The 16,946-nt window shown below is 62.6% G+C and carries 17 protein-coding genes and 2 pseudogenes; 14 read left to right on the top strand and 5 right to left on the bottom strand.

The genetic code is table 11. The annotated features are described in order from the left end of the window. Window positions 1-2 precede the first annotated feature (2 nt). Both FJ970_RS30100 and FJ970_RS30095 read left to right on the top strand, forming a co-directional pair. Entirely contained in the window at window positions 3-1,043 is a 1,041-nt protein-coding gene (locus FJ970_RS30100; protein WP_140758955.1) for a LacI family DNA-binding transcriptional regulator, read from the top strand. 31 nt (window positions 1,044-1,074) lie between these two features. Then, entirely contained in the window at window positions 1,075-1,494 is a 420-nt protein-coding gene (locus tag FJ970_RS30095) for a GlcG/HbpS family heme-binding protein (RefSeq protein ID WP_140758956.1), read from the top strand. A 30-nt stretch (window positions 1,495-1,524) separates the two neighbouring features. Here FJ970_RS30095 and FJ970_RS30090 read toward each other — a convergent pair whose 3' ends face one another. After that, entirely contained in the window at window positions 1,525-2,556 is a 1,032-nt protein-coding gene (locus tag FJ970_RS30090; RefSeq protein ID WP_140758957.1) for an L-idonate 5-dehydrogenase, read from the bottom strand. 15 nt (window positions 2,557-2,571) lie between these two features. Further along, window positions 2,572-3,507 carry a 2-hydroxyacid dehydrogenase gene (locus FJ970_RS30085; RefSeq protein ID WP_140758958.1) on the bottom strand — a complete coding sequence of 312 codons (936 nt, stop codon included), beginning with the start codon at window positions 3,505-3,507 and terminating at the stop codon, window positions 2,572-2,574. A 124-nt stretch (window positions 3,508-3,631) separates the two neighbouring features. On the opposite strand from FJ970_RS30085, the gene FJ970_RS30080 reads away from it, so the two are divergent. From FJ970_RS30080 to FJ970_RS30045, 8 genes are all read left to right on the top strand, one after another. Further along, window positions 3,632-4,399: an SDR family oxidoreductase gene (locus FJ970_RS30080; RefSeq protein WP_140758973.1), complete on the top strand. Its 768-nt coding sequence runs from the start codon at window positions 3,632-3,634 to the stop codon at window positions 4,397-4,399. Further along, window positions 4,368-4,943 carry a gluconokinase gene (locus FJ970_RS30075; protein ID WP_140758959.1) on the top strand — a complete coding sequence of 192 codons (576 nt, stop codon included), beginning with the start codon at window positions 4,368-4,370 and terminating at the stop codon, window positions 4,941-4,943. The genes FJ970_RS30080 and FJ970_RS30075 overlap by 32 nt, the downstream gene beginning before the upstream one ends. A 1-nt stretch (window position 4,944) precedes the next feature. Next, window positions 4,945-5,829 carry an NAD(P)-dependent oxidoreductase gene (locus FJ970_RS30070; RefSeq protein WP_140758960.1) on the top strand — a complete coding sequence of 295 codons (885 nt, stop codon included), beginning with the start codon at window positions 4,945-4,947 and terminating at the stop codon, window positions 5,827-5,829. 80 nt (window positions 5,830-5,909) lie between these two features. Beyond that, entirely contained in the window at window positions 5,910-7,406 is a 1,497-nt protein-coding gene (locus FJ970_RS30065) for a sugar ABC transporter ATP-binding protein (protein ID WP_140758961.1), read from the top strand. Window positions 7,407-7,426: 20 nt separating this feature from the next. Next, window positions 7,427-8,482, top strand: a complete 1,056-nt coding sequence (locus FJ970_RS30060; RefSeq protein WP_140758962.1) for an ABC transporter permease — start codon at window positions 7,427-7,429, stop codon at window positions 8,480-8,482. Between the two features lie 49 nt (window positions 8,483-8,531). Further along, window positions 8,532-9,467 carry an SMP-30/gluconolactonase/LRE family protein gene (locus FJ970_RS30055; protein ID WP_140758963.1) on the top strand — a complete coding sequence of 312 codons (936 nt, stop codon included), beginning with the start codon at window positions 8,532-8,534 and terminating at the stop codon, window positions 9,465-9,467. Window positions 9,468-9,538: 71 nt separating this feature from the next. Further along, window positions 9,539-10,654: a substrate-binding domain-containing protein gene (locus FJ970_RS30050; protein ID WP_140758964.1), complete on the top strand. Its 1,116-nt coding sequence runs from the start codon at window positions 9,539-9,541 to the stop codon at window positions 10,652-10,654. Between the two features lie 106 nt (window positions 10,655-10,760). Beyond that, the gene (locus tag FJ970_RS30045) at window positions 10,761-11,093 is read left to right on the top strand and encodes a hypothetical protein (RefSeq protein ID WP_140758965.1); all 333 of its coding nucleotides are present in this window, start codon (window positions 10,761-10,763) and stop codon (window positions 11,091-11,093) included. Window positions 11,094-11,334: 241 nt separating this feature from the next. Here the strand turns inward: FJ970_RS30045 and FJ970_RS30040 are convergent, their stop codons facing one another. Both FJ970_RS30040 and rocF read right to left on the bottom strand, forming a co-directional pair. After that, window positions 11,335-12,393 carry an ornithine cyclodeaminase gene (locus tag FJ970_RS30040; RefSeq protein ID WP_227791973.1) on the bottom strand — a complete coding sequence of 353 codons (1,059 nt, stop codon included), beginning with the start codon at window positions 12,391-12,393 and terminating at the stop codon, window positions 11,335-11,337. 2 nt (window positions 12,394-12,395) lie between these two features. Beyond that, window positions 12,396-13,330, bottom strand: a pseudogene (gene rocF, locus FJ970_RS30035) (arginase). A 132-nt stretch (window positions 13,331-13,462) separates the two neighbouring features. Between rocF and FJ970_RS30030 the strand changes: the two are divergent. Further along, entirely contained in the window at window positions 13,463-13,903 is a 441-nt protein-coding gene (locus tag FJ970_RS30030) for an Lrp/AsnC family transcriptional regulator (RefSeq protein WP_140765945.1), read from the top strand. A gap of 291 nt (window positions 13,904-14,194) precedes the next feature. Continuing rightward, window positions 14,195-14,248: pseudogene (locus FJ970_RS33985) on the top strand (hypothetical protein); the annotation flags it as partial. Between the two features lie 87 nt (window positions 14,249-14,335). On the opposite strand, the gene FJ970_RS30020 reads toward FJ970_RS33985, so the two are convergent. Further along, the gene (locus FJ970_RS30020) at window positions 14,336-15,055 is read right to left on the bottom strand and encodes a GntR family transcriptional regulator (protein WP_140764370.1); all 720 of its coding nucleotides are present in this window, start codon (window positions 15,053-15,055) and stop codon (window positions 14,336-14,338) included. A 201-nt stretch (window positions 15,056-15,256) separates the two neighbouring features. Here FJ970_RS30020 and FJ970_RS30015 point away from each other — a divergent pair, with 201 nt between their 5' ends. Then, the gene (locus tag FJ970_RS30015; protein WP_140764373.1) at window positions 15,257-16,090 is read left to right on the top strand and encodes a substrate-binding periplasmic protein; all 834 of its coding nucleotides are present in this window, start codon (window positions 15,257-15,259) and stop codon (window positions 16,088-16,090) included. Between the two features lie 74 nt (window positions 16,091-16,164). Next, entirely contained in the window at window positions 16,165-16,944 is a 780-nt protein-coding gene (locus FJ970_RS30010) for an amino acid ABC transporter ATP-binding protein (protein ID WP_140764453.1), read from the top strand. The last annotated feature ends 2 nt before the right edge of the window (window positions 16,945-16,946 follow it).

Genomic DNA, 16,946 nt, shown 5'->3' with positions numbered 1-16,946 from the left:
TGATGGCCAAGGCTGTTTCTTCGAAATCCGTCGAGAGCCACGCGCCGACAATGGCCGACGTGGCGGAGCGCGCGGGAGTATCGGCGATGACCGTCTCGCGTGCCCTGAAGGAGGGCAGCCGTGTTTCGAAGACGACGCGCGAGAAGATCATGGCCGCGGTCAACGACCTCGGCTACGTGCTCGATCAGTCGGCCGGCACGCTGTCGTCGCGCAAGACCGGCTTCGTTGCGGCGATCGTGCCCTCCATCAACAATTCGAACTTTGCCGACACAGCGCGCGGCATTACCGATGAATTGGAGAGCACGGGACTTCAGCTCTTGCTCGGCTACACGGACTACACGATAGAGAAGGAAGAGAGGCTGATCGAAGCGATGCTGCGCCGGCGGCCGGAAGGCATAATTCTGACCGGCGGCGCCCACACGGAACGGGCACGCCGCCTGCTGGCAAGCGTTGGCATCCCGGTGGTCGAAACCTGGGAGTTGCCGGTCAGGCCCATCGACCAGGTCATCGGCTTTTCCAACGAGGAGGCGATGGGCCTGCTCGTCAAGACACTGGCCAGGAAAGGGTACCGGAAGTTCGGCTATATCGGCGGCACGACCTCACGCGATACGCGAGGCAGCCAACGGCGCGACGGCTTTGTCAGGGCCATAGAGGAGCTGGGCCTGCCGCCCGGCCGCCTCGTGTCCTTCGGCGTGCCGCCGATTTCCATCGAGCAGGGAGGCCAGGCGCTCGTCAGCATGCTTGAGCGCTGGCCCGACACCGAGGCGGTGCTTTGCGTCTCGGACCTGTCGGCCTTCGGCGCGCTAATGGAATGCAAGCGCCGTGGCCTGCAGGTGCCGAAAGACATCGCCATTGCTGGCTTTGGCGACTATGAGGTCGCCGCCTTTTGCCACCCCGGCATCACCACCGTGAATGTGGACTGCTACGGCATCGGCCGACAGGCTGCCCGCAGGCTAATCCAGATCATCCGTGGTGACGAGAAAAAGCGAGACCAGGAAATCGTTCTGACAGCCTATCGCGTGGTTGAGCGCGAAAGTACCTGAGCCCCCCGACATGAGGAAGAAGGGCGGTTCAATGGCCATGTTTCGCGAAACCATCAGCCTCACGCATGCCGGAGCGTTGAAGGCGGTCGCGGCCGGCTCGGCACGCGCGACCGCCATTGGCGTACCGCAATGTCTTGTGATCGTCGATGCGAGCGGCGAGACATTGGCCAGTCTGCGCATGGACGGTGCCCGGTTTCTCAGCCTGCGCACGGCACAAGCAAAGGCGCGCACGGCGGCGTCGGTCAACGCTGCTACAGGCGGCATGGCGCCCGATGCGGCGCTTTGTGCCGGGATCGCTTCGCAAGGTAGCGTGACCAATCTACCTGGCGGCCTGCCAATCCGCTTCGACGGCCGTCTGGCCGGTGGCATCGGAGTTGGTTCGGGAACCGGCGAACACGATTTCGACGTGGCTCGCGCAGCGTTGGCTGCGATTGGTGCCGACGTTGTTTGAGCTGCGCGCAACCGCGCGTTCAGCGGACTTTCAGAAGGCGATTTGCACCTTCATCGACTTGTTGCGGTCGCCGGCGACCTCGAAAGCGGCGATCGCCTCATCGATCGGATAGACCCCGGTCAGCAGCGGTTTGACGTCGACGCGGCGCCGGTTGATCAAGTCGACGGCAAGTGCGAACTCGTCGTGAAAACGGAAGCTGCCGCGCATCTCGATCTCCTTGGCGACGATGAGGTTTTGCGGGATCGACAGGTCGCCGCCAAGGCCGAGCTGCACCAGCACGCCGCGCGGCTTCAGGACGTCGAGCCCGCCCCGCACGGCGCGCTCATTACCGGAGGCTTCGAACATCACATCGAAGCTCCCTTTGTCGACATTGTAGGCGGCGAGCTTGTCGCCCTCGGCAGCGACATTGATCGTGCGGTCGGCGCCGATCTCCAAAGCCTTGGCCAGCACGCCGTCCATGACATCGGTCGCAACGATCTCACGCGCGCCGTGGGCTCTTGCGGCGAGGATGCAAAGCGCGCCGATCGGACCGCTACCAGTGACAAGGACTCGCTTGTCGAGCAGCGATCCGGCGCGGTTCACCGCATGCAGCGTGACAGCGAAAGGCTCGGCGAAGGCGGCTTCGTTGATGGAAACGTGGTCGGCGACCTTTTGGCATTGCCACGCCTCGGCGACGAGGCGCTGGCGGAAGGCGCCCTGAATGTGCGGCATTGGCATGGCGCTGCCGTAAAAACGCATGTTGAGGCACTGGTTCTGCATGCCTTGCAGGCAGTAGCGGCAGGCATGGCACGGCCGGCTTGGTGAGATTGCGACGCGGTCGCCGATGGCGAGAGAGGAGACGCCGCTGCCCAGCGCCCTGACCGTGCCGGCGACCTCGTGGCCGAGGATCATCGGTTCGCGCAGGCGGATCGCGCCGAAGCCGCCGTGGTTGTAATAGTGCAGATCCGAGCCGCAGATGCCGCCAGCTTCGACTGATATCTCGACTTGCCCCGTGCCGAGAGTCCCCGGATCGGTCTCTTCAATCCTCAAATCCTTTGCCGCGTGGATGACGATCGACTTCATGGCGGCGATCCTTTCTCAGACGACCGGTGTCAGCAAGGATTTTGCGCCGAAATGGGCGGCAAGATTATCGCGAACCAGCTGCCCCATCGCCTTGCGGGTCTCTACCGTACCACTGGCGTGGTGCGGTTGAAGTACGACGTTGGAAAGCCTCAGGAATCGCTCGTCGATCGTCGGCTCGTTCCAGAACACGTCCAGCCCGGCACTTTTGATCGTTCCCGATTCCAACGCCGTCAGCAGTGCCGTCTCGTCGACCGTGCTGCCGCGCGAAATGTTGATCACGATGCCGTCCGGTCCGAGTGCGGCCAATACCGCAGCATTGATGATGTGCTTTGTGCTGTCGCCGCCAGCCAGCGTGACGATCAGGAATTCGCTCGTTCGCGCCAGCTCGACCAGATCGCCGCAGAAGTCGTAAGGCAGGTCCTCGCGCTTGCGCACATCGAAATAGGCGATCTCGCAGTCGAAGGCCGCGGCGCGTTTGGCCACTGCCGCGCCGACACGGCCCATGCCCACAATGCCCAGCCTTTTTCCACAGACACGCGTGACCAGCCCCATATTCCCCTTGCGCCAGCTTCCATCGCGCACATAGGCGTCGGCCTGCGGGATTTTTCGCGCGACGGCAAGCAGCAGACCGATGCCGATGTCGGCCACGTCCTCGGTCAGCACATCAGGCGTGTTGGTGACGCGAATACCGTTGGCCCTGGCGTAGGCTAGATCGATGGCGTCGGTGCCGACGCCGTAGCAGGAAACAATCTCGAGCTTCGGCAGCTTCGCCATCAGCGCGGCGCTGGCGCCAAGCTCGCCCCGGGTGGCGATGGCGCGGACGGTGCCGGCATGGCTGGCGATCAGCGCGTCCTTGTCCTGGACCTGCCAAAGCTTGTGAACGCGATAGGTGCGCTCGAGGTCCTCCATGTCCCATTCCGGATAGGGGCCGGTCATCAAAATGTCGGTCATGGCGCTCTCTGCTCCCAGTTCATTTTTTCCCATTGACTATGTTATCGATAACATCCATGTCAATAGGCATTGGCGAAGCGCAACGCAAATCGCGTCTGCTTCAGGACATCTCGCGGGAGGGCCCATGGGCAGTTCATTGTTCGACTTGACCGGCATGCGGGCGCTGATCACCGGGTCGGGGCAGGGCATCGGCCTGGCCCTGGCGGAAGGGCTGGCTGAGCACGGCGCTGAGATCGTGCTCAACGGCCGCACCGCCAGCAAAATTGAGGCGGCGGCGGATGCGCTGACAATGAGAGGCTTCAAAACCCATAGCGCTATCTTCGACGTCACAGATCATGCGGCTGTAGCGAACGGCGTCGCCGAAATCGAGGCTGGCATCGGCGCCATCGACATTTTGATCAACAATGCCGGCATGCAATTCCGCACGCCGCTCGAGGACTTTCCCGCCGACAAATGGGAGGAGCTGTTGCGGACCAACATCTCCAGCGTTTTCTTCGTCGGGCAGGCGGTGGCGCGGCACATGATCCCGCGCAAGCGCGGCAAGATCATCAACATCGCTTCGGTGCAAAGCGAACTGGCGCGAACCAACATTGCGCCCTACACCGCCACAAAGGGCGCGGTGCGCAACCTGACGCGCGGCATGTGCGCCGATTGGGCCAAGCACGGGCTGCAGGTCAACTCCATTGCTCCGGGCTATTTCAAGACTCCGCTCAACAAGGCGCTGGTCGACAATCCCGAATTTTCGGCCTGGCTGACCAACCGCACGCCGGCAGGACGCTGGGGCGACGTCGGCGAACTGGTTGGTGCCGCGGTGTTCCTGGCTAGCCCGGCCTCTTCTTTTGTCAATGGACACACGCTTTATGTCGACGGCGGCATCACCACCTGCCTTTGAGCCTGCACTCATCGTCGTGATGGGTGTGAGCGGATGCGGCAAGACCAGCGTCGGCATCGAGATCGCCGCGCGGTTTGGCCTTGCCTTTGTCGAAGGCGACACGTTGCATCCGTACGGCAATGTCGAAAAAATGTCTGCGGGTATGGCGCTGACCGACGAGGATCGCTTGCCGTGGCTCGATCTGGTCGGCGCGGCCTTATGTCTGGCGCGCCAACAGGGCCGTGGGCTTGTCATCAGTTGTTCGGCGCTGAAGACATCGTACCGCGACCGGTTGAGTCAGGCGGCAAACGGACCGGTGTTCTTCGTGCATCTCGAAGGGACGCGCGCGGTGCTCCAGGCGAGATTGGCGGAACGCCGCGGCCATTTCTTTCCTCCGGCGTTGCTCGACAGCCAGTTCGCCGCCCTGGAGAGTCCTGCCGGCGAGCCGCTGGTGGTCATCGTCGACATCGACGCTCCGGTGGACAGTATCGCAGATGCGGCGCTGAATGGGCTTAGCGCCCTCGGCATCGTTCCGGCCGCCAAGTTGAAGAGAGAGGCACGTTGAGATGATCCAAGCAGCGAAAGTCGCCGTCATCGGCGCCGGCATCATGGGATCGGCGATCGCCACAAGGCTGATCGAGACAAAGCAAGAGGTGACGGTGTTCGATCTCGACAAGGCCAAGGTCGCGGCGCTGACAGCCAAAGGTGCGGCATCGGCGGTGTCGGTTGCCGAGGCGACGCGGGCCAATGACTTCGTCATCCTCAGCCTCAACCATGCCGACATCGTGCGCGCGGTGGTGTTCGGCGAAGGCGGTGCCGCTGCCACAGCGTCGTCCGAAAAGCTGCTGATCGACATGTCATCAATTGATCCTGCCGACACCGCGCGGATGGCAAGAAAACTGTCGGCCGAGACGGGCATGAAATGGCTCGACTGCCCGCTGTCGGGCGGCGTTCCCGGCGCATTGGCCGGCCGGCTGACGGTGATGGCCGGCGGAGAGCGGGCCGACTTCGAACGCGCCCGCGCCGTGATGCAACATCTTTGCGCCAATTACACGTTGATGGGTCCAAGCGGGGCAGGGCAGACGACAAAGCTCATCAACCAGCTGTTTTGCGCGGTTCTGTTCCAGGCGGTTGCCGAAGCGGTCAAGCTTGCCGAGGCCGGCGGTGTCGATCCCCGGACGATCCCGGCGGCGCTCAAGGGCGGGCGCGCCGATTCCAGCATCATGCAGGAATTCATGACGAAGTTCGCCGCACGCGACTATTCGCCGACCGGCCGCATCGACAACATGCTGAAGGATCTGGATTCTCTGCAATCCTTCGCGCTGAAGACCAGGACGCCGCTGCCGATGACCGGGCAGGTCGTCGAGATCCACCGCCTCCTTTGCGCTGCCGGTTTGGGGCCGAAGGACTCGGCGGAGATGATGCGCCTGCTCGACGGTAAGTCCGCCTGATCGATCGCTCCCAATTTGATGCTTGACGCCCTGAAATGTTATCGATAACATAATTTGGCGATCTCGGGAGGAACGCGATTGTGGCCCACGAAAAACTGATCGAGTTCAAGTCGATTACGAAGGAGTTCGGCGGCACCCGCGCTCTCTCCGACGTGACACTCGATGTCGGCAAGGGCGAGATCCTGGCGCTGCTCGGCGAGAACGGCGCCGGTAAGTCGACGCTGATCAAGACGCTTGCCGGGATCTACCGGCCTGATGGCGGCCAGATACTGTTTTGTGGCGAGCCCTATCACCATCACCCGCCACGTCCCAACCAGCGCCAGCCCGTGGCCTTCATCCATCAGGATCTCGGCCTGATCGAATGGATGACGGTCGGCGAGAACGTCGGCCTCGCCCAAGGGTTTTCACTGCGCTCCGGCCTCATCGATTGGCGCGCCACCGAGGAGCGGGCACGTGAAGCGCTGAAGCTGGTCGGTTGCGACTTCGATCCGACGACGCGCGTCCAGGATCTGACCCGGACCGAAAAATCACTGGTCGCCATTGCCCGCGCGCTAGCCACCGAGGCCGATGTGCTGGTGCTCGACGAACCGACCGCCAGCCTCCCGGCCGACGAGGTCGAGCGTCTGTTCGACGCGATACGCCCGCTCAAGCAGCGCGGCGTCGGCATGATCTATGTCTCACACCGGCTTGATGAAATCTTCCGCATCGCCGACAGGGTAGCGGTCCTGCGTGACGGCAGGCTGATCGGGCAGAAGCAGGTCGCCGACACCAGGCCGGAAGAACTGGTCGAGATGATCGTCGGCCGTCCGGTAAGCCAGGTTTTCTCCAAGGTAGAGACCGAGGCCGGTGAGACCATCTGTGCCGTCCGCGACCTGGTTTGCGTCGGCGCCGGCCCGGTGTCATTCGAGGTGCGCAAGGGCGAGCTGCTTGGCCTGGTCGGGCTGCGCGGGGCCGGGCAGGAACTGGTCGGTCGTGCTTTGTTCGGCTGCCAGCCATTTGCCGGCACGGTGACCATCCGCGGCGCCACGCCGGATCTGTCGAGCCCGATCGCCGCGATGGCGTCCGGCGTCGGGCTAATCGCGCGCGACCGCACTGAGGAATCGATCGCAGCCTCGCTGTCGATCCGAGAAAACAGCTTTCTTAATCCAGGCGCCGGGATGCGTGGCCTGTTCTCGTTCTTGGCGCCCCACAAAGAGGCAGCCCTTGCGCAAGCCATCGGCGCCTCGGTGGGCTTGCGCCCCAATGATCCGAACCTGCCGATCGAGGCATTGTCCGGTGGCAATCAGCAGAAAGTTGTGGTTGGGCGCTGGCTGCACACCGGCCGTACCTTGCTGATCGCCGAGGACCCGACAGCCGGCGTCGATGTCGGCGCCAAGGCCGAGATCTACCGGCTGATCGGGCACGCGCTCGAAGCCGGCCTGGCGGTCGTCGTCGTGTCGACCGACTTCGAGGAGATCGCTCATATCTGCCATCGTGCCCTAGTGTTTTCGCGCGGCCGCATCGTGCGCGAACTGACTGGAAAAGACCTCACCACGTCCGCCGTGATCACTGCGGCATCGGCTTCCGAAGCCGCCTGATTTTTCTGGGAGCAAAGCCCATGCAATCGATCGAATCCAGCGCGCTTGAGCCGACCCGCGGTGAGATGGCCAGCCTATCCATGAGGCAGAAGATCGCCCGGCTTTTGCCTGTCTACGGGCTGGTGATCTTGACCGTGCTGTTGATCCTGCTGTTCTCGATCCTGCTGCCGAACACCTTTCCGACGCTGCTCAATCTGCGTTCGATCATTTCCGACAAGGCGATCATTGCGCTGTTGTCACTGGCTGCGATGATACCGATGGCGTCGGGTCGCATCGACCTGACAGTCGGCTATGGCATCGTCTTGTGGCACATCCTCGCCATCAGCCTGCAGACAATGTTCGGCTTCCCATGGCCGCTAGCGGTGCTGATTGTGTTGCTGCTCGGAGCCGCGACCGGCTTCCTCAACGGCCTGCTGGTCGAAGTCGCCCGCATCGATTCCTTCATCGCCACGCTCGGCACCGGCACCGTGCTCTATGCACTGGCGCTCTGGCACACGGGCGGCAGGCAAGTCGTTGGCGTTTTGCCCAACGGTTTTTATGCGCTTAACGGCACCATGGTGTTCGGGCTGCCAATCACCGGCCTCTATGTCTTGGCCATCGCCGTCGCGCTGTGGATCATCCTCGAATACCTGCCGATCGGCCGTTACGTTTACGCCATCGGCGCCAATCCAAAGGCTGCGGCGCTGAATGGCATTCCTGTGCGCCGCTTCGTCATCGGCGCCTTCGTCTCCTCGGGTTTCCTGACGGCGCTGACCGGCGTGCTGCTTGCCTCCAAACTGCGCATCGGCCAAGCGAGCGTTGGTTTGGAATATCTGCTGCCGGCGCTTGTCGGCGCCTTTCTCGGCTCGACCACCATCAAGCCTGGGCGCGTCAATGTCTGGGGCACGATGACCGGCGTCATCATCCTGGCCGTCGGCATTTCCGGCATCCAGCAGTTTGGCGGCTCCTTTTTCGTCGAGCCGCTGTTCAACGGGGTGACACTGCTCGTCGCCATCGGCATCGCCGGCTACGCCCAACGTAAGCGCGGTGCCGCCCAGCACGTCAGGATCAGGAACGCCCAGCCACCCGCGGAGTAATCGGCCCGCGCCGCACTCCCGGTGCCCGGAACCTATTCGGAATGACAGTATGAGCGACTACGAGATTCTGGACGACCGTTTCGGCAAGCTGATCATCGGCCATGCCAAGCTCGAACGGTTGTGGACCGGCAGCCGCTGGGCGGAAGGTCCTGTCTATGTGCCATCGGCAAAGCATTTGCTGTGGTCTGACATCCCCAACGACCGGCTGCTGCGCTACGACGAAACCGACGGCTCCGTCAGTGTCTTCGAGACGCCATGCAACAACCAGAACGGCCACACACTTGATCGCGAAGGCCGCGTCGTCGGCTGCGAGCATCGCGGGCGCCGGGTCTCCCGGCTCGAGCATGACGGCCGCTGGCAGGCCCTGATCGAAAGCGTCGATGGCAAGCGGTTCAATTCGCCCAACGATGTGGTGGTCAAATCCGACGGAACGATCTGGTTCACCGACCCCGTCTACGGCATCGATAGCCACTATGAGGGCAAGATCGCCAATCCAGAGATCGGTGGCTCTCACGTCTACCGATTTGACGAGGCCGCGGGCGAACTGACCACTGTCATCACCGATAGGGTGCAGCCGAACGGTCTCGCCTTCTCACCCGACGAGAAGATACTCTATGTCTCGGACACCGGCGCCAGCCATGTGCCGGGCCTGCCGCGCGCCATCCACGCGTATGGACTCGCTGACAACGGCCGCTCGGTTCGGGCAAGTGACATTTTTGCAGAATGTCGAGCCGGCATGTTCGATGGGTTCCGCGTCGATCGCGACGGAAACATCTGGTCGTCCAGCGCCGACTCGGTGCGGGTTTACGCACCGGACGGGACACTGATCGGCCGGGTGCTGGTTCCTGAACTGGTCTCCAATCTCTGTTTCGGCGGCCCCAAGCGCAACCGCCTCTACATCACTGCGCAGACATCGCTCTACGCCATCTACGTCAACGCCCATCCGGCCGGGGTTGGCCCGGTTGCCGGAGATATCAGTCGGTGAGGGGGCGCCGACGTTCCACCGCAACGTTCCAAATCGCACGCAAATTCTTGAAAGCTAAGGGAGGTACCAACATGCAACGCAGGACATTTTTAAACGCTTCCGTCGCCTGGATGGCGATGGCCATCGCTACTCCGGTTCTGTTCTCCGGTCAGGCGAGGGCGGACGCGATGGCTGATGCCATGGCGGTTGTGCAGAAGTATGCCCAGAAGGTCACGGCCTGGGACGGTCCGACCACTGGGCCGAAGGCGCAGCCCGGCAAGACCATCGTCATTTTGGCCGGCGACCTCAAAAACGGCGGCATTCTCGGCGTCACCACCGGTGTTGAGGAAGCCGCCAAAGCGATCGGCTGGGAGGTCAAGGTCATCGACGGCGCCGGCTCGATTGGCGGCCGCACCGCCGCTTTCGGCCAGGCGATGGCGCTGAAGCCCAACGGCATTGTCATCAACGGTTTCGACGCCGTCGAGCAGGCGCCGGCACTGGAGCAGGCCAAGGCCGCCGGCATTCCGCTGGTGTCCTGGCATGCCGGCCCGGTGATCGGACCTGATGAAAGAGCCGGCGTCTTCGCCAACGTGTCGACCGACGCCATGCAGGTGTCCACCGCCGCCGCCGACTGGGCCTATGCCGACGCCAAGGGCAAGCCCGGCGTCGTCATCTTCACCGACTCGACCTATGCGATTGCCATCGCCAAGGCCGACAAGATGAAGGCCGAGATCGAGCGGCTTGGCGGTAAGGTGCTCGAATATGTCGACACGCCGATCGCCGAGACTTCGCAGCGCATGCCACAGCTGACGACCTCACTGCTGCAGAAATACGGCGATGCCTGGACGCATTCGTTGGCCATCAACGACCTCTATTTCGATTTCATGGGTCCTTCGCTCGCGGCTGCCGGCAAGGCCGGCACCGATGCGCCGATCAATGTCGCCGCCGGCGACGGCTCGGAATCAGCCTATCAGCGCATCCGCGCCGGCCAGTTTCAGAAGGTGACGGTGGCCGAGCCGCTCAACCTGCAGGGCTGGCAGTTGGTCGACGAACTGAACCGCGCCATGGCCGGCGAAAAATGGTCTGGCTATCTGTCGCCGCTGCATGTGGTGACGGCCGACAATGTCGAGTTCGACGGCGGCCCCAACAATTCGTTTGATCCTGGTAACGGCTACCGCGACGAGTACAAGAAAATCTGGGGCAAATAGCATCGTCAACGCGGGCGCTTCAGGCGATGCGCCCGCAAGCCTTCCCGCCGGCATCCGCTCGCAAAGGCTTTGGTGTGCAAATGCAAGCAAATCAGGAACCATCGCGATGATCATCCGCTACGCACTCTTTGAAGGTGAGATCCACGCCGGACGCGAGAGTGAGTTCCGACATTTCGTCAGGGAGCGGTTGGTGCCCCTGTGGACGCAGTTTCCGGGCGCCGAGGAAGTGCGCGTGCTGGACGGCACGGCTCGTGACGACGGCGCGCCGGGCTATGCCATGGCGCTCGCCATCCGCTATCCCGACATGGATACTTGTAACAAGGCGCTTCAGTCCAGCGTGAGATTTCAGAGCCGCGACCTGACCAGCGAACTTCTCAAGATGTTCACCGGCCGCGTCCATCACCATGTTTTCGAGGCCAATGAATACGCCATTGCCTAGCGCGGCGTCGGTGGTGGGGAGTTCGGACACGCCAAGCCGACGCGGCTTTGGCCCTTGCCTTGGGCCAATCGGGGCGAATTTGAGTCATTTTACGCTTGGTTCACACCTCACGGCAGTGGTCTCTCGAACCAGCGACCATCTGCTCTCGCTTCCGGTCAGTCGCTATCACGCAATAATAGTTCCAGCCGCCGAACTTCGCGCATAAGGCAGCGGAATTCGCTGCTGCCCCTGGAGGACCCCCTCAACCCGCCGGCTGCATTGCCGCCCTCTCCAGCATGCCGAACAGGTCGCGCGGCTCGTCGGGGTCGGCGAGCAGGTCGAGCTCCTCGTAGAGGCCGGTCGCCTGGAGCTGGTCGCGGACATAGCGCAGCGCCGAAAAATCCTCGGTGGCGAAGCCGACGGAATCGAACAGCGTGATCTGTTCGGGCGCCTTGCGGCCCTCAGCCTGGCCGGTCATCACCTGCCACAGCTCGGTCACCGGATGGTCGGCGTCGAGCTGTTGGATCTCGCCCTCGACGCGCGTCTGCGGCGGGAACTCGACGAAGATGTCGGAGCGCAGCAGGATGTCGCGATGCAACTCGGTCTTGCCGGGGCAGTCGCCGCCGACCGCGTTGATGTGGACGCCGGTGCCGACCATGTTGTCGGTGAGAATGGTGGCGTACTGCTTGTCGGCCGTCACCGTGGTGATGATGTCGACGCCTTCCACCGCATCCTGGCCGGTCGAACAGATGGTGATGTCGAAACCCTTGCCGGCGAGGTTGCGGGCGCATTTTTCCGAAGCCTGGCGGTCGATGTCGTAAAGCCGCAGCCGGTCGATGCCGGTGAGCGCCTTGAAGGCGATGGCTTGGAATTCGGACTGGGCACCGTTGCCGATGATGGCCATGACGCGCGATCCCTTAGGCGCCAGATATTTGGCCGCGAGGGCAGAGGTGGCCGCGGTGCGCAGCGCCGTCAGGATCGTCATTTCAGTGAGCAGCATCGGATATCCGGAGCCGACATCGGCGAGCACGCCGAAGGCGGTGACCGTCTGGCGGCCCTCGCGCATGTTCTTCGGATGGCCGTTGACATATTTGAAGCCGTAGAGCCGGCCGTCGCTGGTCGGCATCAGCTCGATGACGCCGTCATGGCTGTGCGAGGCGATGCGCGGCGTCTTGTCGAACAGCTCCCAGCGGCGGAAATCCTTCTCGATATAGGCGGCGAGCTCGGTGAGGAAGCGCTCGACGCCGATGGCGTGCACCAGCTTCATCATGCGGTCGACGCTGACGAAAGGGACGATGGCAAGGCGCGAAGGCTGGCTCATGGTCAGAGGCTCCCGGAATGGCTGCGGGTCGGGCGGTCCATAATGCGGCGGCCCATCAGGCTGGCGGTGAGGTCGACCATCAGGGTCGCGGTGCGGCCGCGCTCGTCGAGGAACGGGTTCAATTCGACCAGGTCGAGGCTGGAGACCAGGCCGCTGTCGGACAGCATCTCCATCACCAGATGCGCCTCGCGGAAAGTGGCGCCGCCGGGAACGGTGGTGCCGACGGCCGGCGCGATCGAAGGGTCGAGGAAATCGACATCGAGGCTGAGATGCAGGAGGCCGTTCTCATTCTCGACGCGGGCCAGGAAGGCGCGCAGCAGCGGCGCGATGCCGTACTCGTCGATGGCGCGCATGTCGTGCACGGTGACGCCGGCTTCAGTGATCGCGCGGCGCTCGGCCGGATCGACGCTGCGCAGGCCGATGGCGCAGATGCGGGCCGGGTCGACGACTTCAGGCAGATCCGGGAAATAGCCCTTGAAGCCCGCCTGCCCGCTCGCATAGGCGAGTGGCACGCCATGCAGATTGCCGCTGGTGGTGGTGTCGAGCGTGTGGAAATCGGGATGGGCGTCGAGCCACAGCACGAAGAGCGGCCGGCGGCGCTCTCGGCGGCGCGGCGCGCCACGCCGGAGACGGTGCCGGCGGAGATCGAGTGGTCGCCGCCAAGGAAGATCGGCATGGCGTCGCGCGAAGCCGCATAGGCGGTCTCGGCGATCGCCGCCGTCCAGGCGGAAATCTCGGGCAGCGCCTTCAGCGCGAGGTTACCATGGGCCACCGGGCGGGCCACGGCCTTCTCGACCGCGCCCCAGTCCTCGACCTCATGGCCAAGATCGGCCAGCACTGAGACCAGCCCCGCCGTGCGCAGCGCGCTCGGCCCCATCTCGCATCCCATCCTGCCCGCACCGTCCTGTACCGGCGCGCCAACGATCCTGCAGCGCATGATTTCTTTCCGCCCTCGCGATTGATTGGACAATTGAACCACCGCTGCCTGGCGGTTTGAACAGGAAGAATTGGCATTTCGGCAAGAGCAATCTACCGTATTGCGCATATGACTTGATCGAAATGGACAATCATGGATGCGTTGGACGAACGGCTGGTGACGCTGCTGCGGCATGATGCGCGGCGCAGCATTTCCGATCTCGCGGTCGATCTGGGCGTCTCGCGCGCGACGGTGCGGGCGCGCATGGAGCGGCTCGAAAGATCGGGCGAGATCATCGGCTATACGGTAGTGCTGCGCGCCGATGCGGTCGACCAGCGGATGCGCGGCGTCATGATGATCGAGATCGAGGGCCATGCCGCGGATCGCGTCATCAGGGCGCTCGGCGGCTTTCCCGAGGTCTCCACCGTTCACACCACCAACGGCCGCTGGGACCTTGTGGTCGAACTCGGCACCGCCTCGCTGACCGATTTCGATGCGGTGCTGCGCCGCATCAGGCTGATCCCCGGCATTACCGGCAGCGAAACCAGCCTTCTCCTGGCCACGCCCAGGACGACGAGGGCGCGACTCACTTAGCTGCGGCGTCTATTCGGATTTGGTCTTGTCCAGTGACATTTCACCCACCAAATTGGCTGCACACCGCACTGGCTCCTCCAGCCATGCACGGGCATCGGCGCAAATGACGTTCGACAGGTTCCGTGCCTTATGGAGGAGAAAATCCCATGACTTTCCATTTTCGCAAAGTCGGATTGCATAATGGTTTCTCGACTGCCGTAGGGAAGCAAGGCAGTTTCAAGCAATGCGCATGCATGACATTTCTCGGAATTCTAAGCAGGTGCGCGGCTTCAGGAGCAAAAGGTGGCACTAATGAAGATAACCGGCCTGGATCATGTGGTACTCACCGTCAGGGATATGACGGAGACCATCGATTTCTACCAGCGCGTACTCGGCATTCGCCATGTGGTGTTCGGAGGCGCATGTCATCCGCAGTGGCGGCGCCGCGAGATTTTATGCCGTTTCCCGGAAGTGCCCCAGAGACACTTCGGTCGTGTAGTTCTCCTTCATGAAGTTGATGAAGTTGTCCCTGAACTGGCGCGTGTGCGCATGCGCGAGGCTGTCGGCGCGATCGACATCCCTGGCTTTGATCGACGCCAGCATCAGATGGTGCTCATCGGTGAGGAGATAGCCTTCATGGGTTCTCTCCAGAAACTCAAAATGCATGTGGAGCATCCGCCGACCCTGATCCAGAAGCCGCTCATAGAACGAGGCCAAATAGGGATTGCGGCCGGCACGAGCGATTGCCATGTGGAATTGCTTGTTGGTTTCCGACATGACGAGATGATCGCCGGATTTCACGGCGGCCTCGAATTCCCGCTGGCGCCGCGCAATTGCCTTCAGATCGGCCTCTGTCCGCAGTTCGGCGGCCAGCCGCGTATTCATGCGTTGAGCGATATCGAGGGCCTCGACATATTTGGGGAACGTGGCGATCTCGATCGGCGCGACTATCGTGCTGCGGTTGGGCAGCGTGACCACCAATTCCTCGCCTGAGAGCCTGATCAGCGCTTCGCGCACTGGTGAGCGCGATAGACCAAATCGCTCCGACAGCGTCGTTTCATCGAGCAGGTGACCCGGGGCCATGGTCAGCGACAGGATTTCGGTCCGCAGCGTGTCGTAGACCTCTTTCCAGCCGGCGCCCTTGGCACGCTTCGTTTCGACTTCTGCGGTCAACGGAATCTCCTTTTTCGCAACCGGGACGCTACTCGCAAGATCATGCGTTGTCGACACGTTGTTTTTTCCACTTGACTTGTCGACTGTCTGTCGACATATCTGATCCTGTCGACACTATGACGACAACAGGCAAAGTCAAGATCGGCCCGAGCCGACATCCGGAACCGCGCACCGCGTGCGCTCTACGCAAAGGGAACAACGATGCTCATGAAAATGCTCTCGTCCGCACTGCGGGCGCTGCCTGCCTTGGCACTCATGACTGGTATTTCGACAGGCGCCGCGCATGCCCAGGCTACCGAAGGCTATTGGCAAAAGGTGCAGCAGGCCGGCGTCTTGCGATGTGGCGCTGCGGTCGCCCCTCCCTACATCATGCGCGATCCGGCGAGCGGGGAATATTCCGGATTTTTTGCCGACCTGTGCCGTGAATTCGCCGACGCGCTGAAGGTCAAGCCAGAATTCGTCGACACCACCTGGGACAACATCGTCGCCGGGCTGCAGGCAGGCAAATGGGATATGTCGCTGGCCCTAAACCGCACGCCGGCCAGGGCAATGGCGGTGAACTTCTCGATTCCGGCGATGGAGTACCAGATCTCGCTGGCCTACAACAAAGACAACAGCAAGATCCCTGCAAATCCCGCTTCGATCGCCGATATCGACAAGCCAGATGTCACGCTAGCCGTGATGTCGGGAACTGCCCAGGACAAGGCCATTTCTGCCGCGGTGAAGAAGGCGCAGATCCTGCGCCTGCCGGGCAATGATGAAACCCGTCTTGCTGTTACCTCGAAGCGCGCGGACATCCTGGTCGACGCTTCCGATACCAACCAGCTGTTCACCCAGTCCAATCCGAGTTGGGCCGTGGCCTACAACCCCACGCCGGCGCTTGCCAAGCAAGGCGTGGCGTTCGGCTTGCCGCACGATCTGTCGTTCTCCGACGTCGAAGTCGTCAACATCTTCCTGGAGGAGAAAGTCGCCACGGGTGAGGTCGATGCGCTCATCCACAAGGCCGTCGATGAGGTCCTGAAGGCCGGGAACTGACAATGCGCGGGGCTGCTTTGCAATACGAGCAGCCCCACGATCCCCGGTTTGTCCGACCTCGATGGGATATTGCCATGCCTGCAACCGAGAATGCGGCTCTCGTGAGGGTCAGTGACCTGCACAAGGGCTATGGCCCGAATCTGCAGGTCCTCAAAGGCCTGAATATCGAAATGAAGGCGGGCGAGCGCCTTGTCGTCATCGGTCCGAGCGGTGGTGGAAAAAGTACACTACTGCGCGTGCTGATGGGATTGGAACGTATCGACAGCGGCTCGATCACCTTCGGCGGCAAGTCTTACATCACCTCGTCGGCGCCGGCGCACAAGACAGCAATCGACCACAAGGTTCGTCGATCGATCGGTATGGTATTTCAGCACTATACGCTGTTTCCCCACCTCAACGTTCTGCAAAACCTCATTCTTGCACCCTGCAAGGTCCGCGGTGAGACCAAGGCTGTGGCCACGGAGCGAGCGACCGCACTTTTGACGCGTTTTGGCCTGGAGCCGAAGATCGCGGCCTACCCAGCGCAGCTTTCCGGTGGCCAGAAACAGCGCGTGGCCATCGCCCGAGCCCTGATGCTTGACCCCAAGCTGATGCTGTTTGACGAAGTGACATCGGCGCTCGACCCGGAACTGGTCGGCGAGGTAGAACAAGTGATCCTGCAGCTCGCCAGGCAGAACATGCCGATGATGATCGTGACCCACGACATGTGGTTCGCCAAGAACATCGCTTCGCGCGTGCTCTTCTGCGCCGGCGGCGTCATCGTCGAGGACGGTCCACCCGAACAAGTACTCGGCTCTCCCAAGGAAGAGCGCACCAAGGACTTCATCGACCGCGTTTTCCACATCAGGCAGTAGGA

The organism is Mesorhizobium sp. B2-1-8 (genome assembly GCF_006442545.2).
In the GTDB taxonomy this organism is placed as follows: Bacteria; Pseudomonadota; Alphaproteobacteria; order Rhizobiales; family Rhizobiaceae; genus Mesorhizobium.
Note: the sequence above shows the minus strand (reverse complement) of the source record. Positions and strands in the feature narration are given on the sequence as shown.